At 68.7% G+C, this 5,124-nt stretch carries 7 protein-coding genes and 1 pseudogene; 6 read left to right on the top strand and 2 right to left on the bottom strand.

Going from position 1 to position 5,124, the window contains the following annotated elements:
- On the bottom strand, window positions 1–193 hold a 193-nt coding region (locus tag G3N92_RS30855; RefSeq protein ID WP_206131336.1), incomplete at its 3' end, for an SDR family NAD(P)-dependent oxidoreductase.
- Between the two features lie 281 nt (window positions 194–474).
- Between G3N92_RS30855 and G3N92_RS30850 the strand changes: the two genes are divergently transcribed.
- From G3N92_RS30850 to G3N92_RS30830, 5 genes are all read left to right on the top strand, one after another.
- Window positions 475–816 (top strand): c-type cytochrome, encoded by a 342-nt coding sequence (locus tag G3N92_RS30850; protein WP_241015130.1) that lies wholly within the window; start codon window positions 475–477, stop codon window positions 814–816.
- Between the two features lie 61 nt (window positions 817–877).
- Window positions 878–1,276, top strand: coding sequence for a VOC family protein (locus G3N92_RS30845; RefSeq protein WP_206131335.1), 399 nt, complete (start codon window positions 878–880; stop codon window positions 1,274–1,276).
- Window positions 1,277–1,431: 155 nt separating this feature from the next.
- Entirely contained in the window at window positions 1,432–2,043 is a 612-nt protein-coding gene (locus G3N92_RS30840; RefSeq protein ID WP_206131334.1) for a tat (twin-arginine translocation) pathway signal sequence, read from the top strand.
- 16 nt (window positions 2,044–2,059) lie between these two features.
- Entirely contained in the window at window positions 2,060–3,658 is a 1,599-nt protein-coding gene (locus tag G3N92_RS30835; RefSeq protein WP_206131333.1) for a GMC family oxidoreductase, read from the top strand.
- Between the two features lie 36 nt (window positions 3,659–3,694).
- Window positions 3,695–4,042 (top strand): ribbon-helix-helix domain-containing protein, encoded by a 348-nt coding sequence (locus tag G3N92_RS30830; protein WP_206131332.1) that lies wholly within the window; start codon window positions 3,695–3,697, stop codon window positions 4,040–4,042.
- A gap of 48 nt (window positions 4,043–4,090) precedes the next feature.
- On the opposite strand, the gene G3N92_RS30825 is transcribed toward G3N92_RS30830, so the two are convergent.
- A complete protein-coding gene (locus G3N92_RS30825; protein WP_206131331.1) occupies window positions 4,091–4,684 on the bottom strand; it encodes a DUF308 domain-containing protein in 594 nt (197 codons plus the stop codon).
- A 249-nt stretch (window positions 4,685–4,933) separates the two neighbouring features.
- Here G3N92_RS30825 and G3N92_RS30820 point away from each other — a divergent pair.
- Window positions 4,934–5,124: pseudogene (locus G3N92_RS30820) on the top strand (LuxR family transcriptional regulator); the annotation flags it as partial.

Here is a 5,124-nt window from a genome sequence, read left to right as displayed (position 1 = left end):
CGCGGCGGCCGTGCGCCGTCACGCCGGCGGCCACGGCCTGCGCGGCGGCCTCGTTGGCGACATAGCTGATCGCCACGTCGTAGCCCCGTTCGGCGGCGAGCCGCGCGGTGGCGGCGCCGACGCCGCGGCTGCCGCCGGTGATCAGGATCAGCGGCGCGGAGGAGGCGGAGGAAGCGGAGGAAGCGGTGGTCATCGAGCGGATCTCCAGATCGTGTTGCAGTGCGATGCGCTCAGTCTAGGTGCGCGCGCAACCAGCCACAACGGAGCGGAATTCGTCTCAACCGTGAGAAAAAGTCACGCAATGCGGCGCGCGCTTCATCGCGATGCGGAAAACCCCTAGGCGCGATTTAGCCATGTATTACCAGCCGGCTTGCCGCGCTCGTTACGCTGACAGCACTAGAAAACAGCTTCCCCACGAGAGCAGGCATGACCATGATCCGAGTTCGCCGCACGCAGTCCTCACGTTTCTTTCGTATGGCCCGTTGGTCTTCCCGGGTGTTGACGCTGGCCGTGCTGGCCGGCGTATCGCTCGGCGGCGCGGGCCTCGCGCAGGCCGCCGGCGATCCCGCGCAGGGCCGCGCCAAATTCGCCGCGTGCGCGGCTTGCCACGGCGCGAACGGCAGCACGACCACCTCGCCCGCGTTCCCGAAGATCGGCGGCCAGAACGCCGCCTACGTGGCCGCCGCGCTGCACGCGTACAAGGCCGGCCAGCGCACCGGCGGCACGGCGCAGATGATGCAGCCGATGGCGCAGGGCCTGTCCGATCAGGACATCGACAACCTCGCCGCCTATATCGCCACGCTCGGGCCGAAGTGAGGCACCGACGGCCGCATCCGCCCGCAACTCAACCCGTTATCGAGACCAAGGAGACCGCCCGATGGCCAAACTGATTCACACGATGGTGCGCGTGCACGACCTCGACCGCTCGCTCGCGTTCTACGAAGCGGCGTTCGGCCTGCTGCCCTCGCACCGGCTCGATTTCGACGATTTCTCGCTCGTCTACCTGCGCAACGCGGAAACCGAAACCGAACTCGAGCTGACCTGGAACAAGGGCCGCGAGCCGGCCTACACGCACGGCGACGGCTACGGCCACGTGGCGTTCGTGGTGGACGACGCGGCCGCCGATCGCGCGCGGCTCGTCGGGCTCGGCCTGCAGCCGAAGGACGTCAAGGAATTCCGCGACGGCGGCGGCGAACTGATCGCGCGCTTTTTCTTCATCGAGGATCCGGACGGCTACAAGATCGAGGTGCTCGAACGTCATGGACATTACCGGTAGGCGATCGCCCGCCAACCCGATACAAACGGCGAGACAGGCGCACAGGACCGCCAGGCAGCCAGCGCGAGGACGGCAGCACCACAACAACAAGCGAACGGGAACGCGTCACGTCGCGCATCCCGTCGCATCACGTGCCCGCAATCAAGGAGACGAACATGGAAGGCAAAACCATCGGCATGGTCCGCGAGGGACAGGCCGAAGCGGACGGCCCGCCGCGCATCGCGCTGACGCGCCGCGAGTGGCTCAAGGGAACCGGCGTGCTGATCGGCACGCTGGCGCTGTCGTCGTCGCTGGCGGCGTTCGCGCCGAGCCGCGTCTGGGCGGTCGAGCTGCAAGGGCTCGACTCGCACACGGGCGCGGTGCTGCTCGCGCTGGTCAAGCAGATCTATCCGCACGCCACGCTCGACGACGCCGTCTACGCGCTGGTGGTCAAGGATCTCGACGCCAAGGCGCGCAAGGACGCCGCCGTGCGCAAGCAGCTCGCGGCCGGCGCGCGCCAGCTCGACGCGAAGGCGGCCGGCGGCGACTGGGCCCATCAGGACGCTGCCGCGCAGGCGAAGGACACCGCCGCGATTGCCGGCACGCCGTTCTTCGAGACGGTGCGCAGCACGGCCGTCGTCTCGCTGTACAGCAACGGGCTGGCCTACAAGCATTTCGGCTATGGCGCGGCGGAAGGCGACGGCGGTTATCTGTTCAAGGGTTTCGACGACCTGAGCTGGCTGCCCGATCCGGCGCCGGCGGACAGCGGCCCCGTACCGGCAGCCTGAACCTGGGAGACATCGCATGGCAACGCAACAATCGAAGCAGCCGGACGGCAAGCGCTTTTCGCACGACGACGCCAGCGTGGTGGTCGTCATCGGTTCCGGCGCGGGCGGCGGCACGCTCGCCAACGAGCTGGCGCAGAAGGGCATCGACGTGGTGGTGCTGGAGGCGGGCAGCCTGAACACTCAGGCCGATTTCAAGACCGAGGAATGGGAGGCGTTCAAGCTGCTGTCGTGGCTCGACCCGCGCACCACCTCGGGATCGTGGCGCGTGGCGCGCGATTTCCCGTCGCTGCCAGCCTGGATCTGCAAGACGGTGGGCGGTACCACCACGCACTGGGCCGGCGCGAGCCTGCGCATTCAGCCGCACGAATTCGCGGCGCGCACGCATTACGGCGCGATCGAGGGCGCCTCGCTGCTCGACTGGCCGGTCACGCGCGCGGAACTCGACCCGTACTACGACCGCGCCGAGAAGAAGATGGGCGTGACGCGCACCAACGGCCTGCCGGGCCTGCCCGGCAACAACAACTTCAAGGTGATGCACGCGGGCGCGACCAAGCTCGGCTATCGCGAATGCAACACCGGCCACATGGCGATCAACAGCACCAATCGCGACGGCCGCAGCCACTGCTATCAGCGCGGCTTCTGCTTCCAGGGCTGCCGCTTCGGCGCGAAGTGGTCCACGCTCTACACGGAGATTCCGCAGGCGCAGGCCACCGGCCACATGGAATTGCGCCCGCAGTCGCACGTGGCGCGCATCGAGCACGACGCGCACGGCAAGGCCACCGCCGTGCTCTATTACGACGCCAAGGGCAAGCTGCAGCGGCAGAAGGCGCGCGTGGTGGCGGTGGCGGGCAATTCGATCGAAACGCCGCGGCTGCTGCTGGCCTCCGCGTCGAACCGCTTCCGCGACGGCCTGGCGAATTCGTCGGGGCAGGTGGGGCGCAACTACATGCGTCACACCACCGGCTCGGTGTACGCCGTGTTCGACAAGCAGGTCGACATGTACAAGGGCACCACCATGGCCGGCATCATCGAGGACGAGGCGCGGCTCGACACCCAACGCGGCTTCGCGGGCGGCTATCACATGGAGACGATCGCGCTGGGCCTGCCGTTCTACGCCGCGTTCTTCAACCCCGGCGCGTGGGGCGGCGATTTCACGAAGGCGATGGACGCGTATCCGTACACGGCGGGCATGTGGATCGTCGGCGAGGACATGCCGCGCGCCTCGAACCGCATCACGCTGAATCGCGACGTGAAGGATCGGTACGGCCTGCCGGTGGCGAACGTCCATTACGACGATCATCCGAACGACGAGGCGATGCGCGAGCACGGCTTCAAGCAGGGCACGGCGGTGTACGAGGCGGCGGGCGCGAAGACGGTGTATCGTGTTCCGCCATACCCGTCCACGCACAATCTCGGCACGGCCCGGATGAGCGCGCGCGCGGAAGACGGCGTCTGCAACGGCTACGGCCAGACCCACGACATCGCGAACCTGTTCATTTCGGACGGCAGCCAGTTCACCACGGGCGCGGCCGAGAACCCGACGCTGACGATCGTCACGCTGGCGATCCGTCAGGCCGACTACATCGCCGGCCGCATGAGCCGGCGCGAGTTGTGAGCCGCGCGGCTCGCTTCGAGACAAGGAGACATTCGCATGTGCAGCGTCTATATCAACGCGGATCCGATTCTCTACGAATCGCGCACCCGCGCGATCCGGATTCACGGCGTGGTGACCACCGTGCGCCTGGAGAACCTGTTCTGGGAAGTGCTGCAGGAAATCGCCAACCGGGAGGGCATGACCACCAGCCAGTTCGCAGCCAAGCTGCACGACGAGCTGCTGGACCTGCGCGGCGACGAGCCGATCAACTTCGCGTCGTTCCTGCGCGTGTGCTGCATGCGCTATCTGTCGGTCAGCCGCGAGCGCGGCCCGGCCGAGGCGGGCCGCGACGACACGCTGCCCGTGCCGGCCAGGCTCAAAGTGGTGGAGGCCGCCGGGCGCTGAAGGCGTTGCGGCACGGGGCGGCGGGCGCGCCCCGTGCCGGTGCCCGGCTCAGTAAGCTTGCCGCGCCGCGCGGCGCGATTGCTGAACCTGCAGCCACACGGCCGAGATCAGGAAATAGAACGCGCCGCCGCTCGCGTAGCCGGCCACCTTCACGATGGCGGGCACCGTGATCGTTTCGGCGTGGGCGATCAGCAGCGCGCCGACCAGCGCCGATTGGGCGCCGCTGAGGATCATCGGCCATTGCGCGCCGAAACGCTTCCAGCGGCTCAGGCCGGTGCCCAGCTGCGGCAGCCCCGAGACGATCGCCCAGGTACCGAACACGTACAGCACGGCCGGCAGGCCGAGGGGCAGCGCGACGACCACCGCCACCGTGATCAGCGTGCTCATCAGCACGTTGATCGCCTGCGGGCGGTTGTTGGCGAAGCCGCCGCCGCTGCGCGACAGGTCGAGGTAGTTGGCCGCCGCGTCCCAGGCGGGGTAGATCACCAGCAGGACGGCGGCGAAGGCCGGCGTCTGCCGCCCGAGCGTGAAGGCCAGTGCGATCCAGACGACCGAAAAGCCGACGCGGAGGAAGTAGTAGTGCTTGAGCCAGCGCTCGGCGCTGGCAAGGGCGGGGGCAGGGGCTGCTTGACGATCGACCATGGGGACTCCTTCGGGATAACGGGCCGGTGCGGGGCCCGGCGCATGGCCGGTGCCGCGAACGACGGGATACCAGCATCGCATCCCGCGCCCGCCGGCGGCATCGGTCGAATGACCGACCGGGGCCGGGCCAGGCCGCCCGCGCGCCCATGCCCGCGCCCGCACGCTCGCGTATAGTGGTCGCCTAGCCTCGCGCGCGTGTCCGTGTCCATCTCCGTGTCATTTTCCTGCGCATGTCCTTCCAGTTTGCCGATGCCGACGATCGATCCCTCTGACCCTCCCTCGCCGTTGCGCGTGTTCGACGCCCTGAAGGCGCTTGCCTTCGTGGGCGACCTCAGCATGGGCCAGCCGACCGACCATTCGCCGCGCGCGGCCTGGCTGGCCGGCCGGCTGGCGCAGGCGGCGGGGCTCGACGCGGCCAACTGCGCGACGGCGCGCGAGGC

The organism is Burkholderia sp. Ac-20379 (genome assembly GCF_017104645.1).
Taxonomy (GTDB): domain Bacteria; phylum Pseudomonadota; class Gammaproteobacteria; order Burkholderiales; family Burkholderiaceae; genus Burkholderia.
Note: the sequence above shows the minus strand (reverse complement) of the source record. Positions and strands in the feature narration are given on the sequence as shown.

Bases quoted from the DNA above. Each gene is read 5' to 3' on its own strand.
- G3N92_RS30845 (WP_206131335.1), top strand. From the start codon at position 878: ATGGCCAAACTGATTCACACGATGGTGCGCGTGCACGACCTCGACCGC.
- G3N92_RS30825 (WP_206131331.1), bottom strand. From the start codon at position 4,684: ATGGTCGATCGTCAAGCAGCCCCTGCCCCCGCCCTTGCCAGCGCCGAG.
- G3N92_RS30850 (WP_241015130.1), top strand. From the start codon at position 475: ATGGCCCGTTGGTCTTCCCGGGTGTTGACGCTGGCCGTGCTGGCCGGC.
- G3N92_RS30840 (WP_206131334.1), top strand. From the start codon at position 1,432: ATGGAAGGCAAAACCATCGGCATGGTCCGCGAGGGACAGGCCGAAGCG.
- G3N92_RS30830 (WP_206131332.1), top strand. From the start codon at position 3,695: ATGTGCAGCGTCTATATCAACGCGGATCCGATTCTCTACGAATCGCGC.
- G3N92_RS30835 (WP_206131333.1), top strand. From the start codon at position 2,060: ATGGCAACGCAACAATCGAAGCAGCCGGACGGCAAGCGCTTTTCGCAC.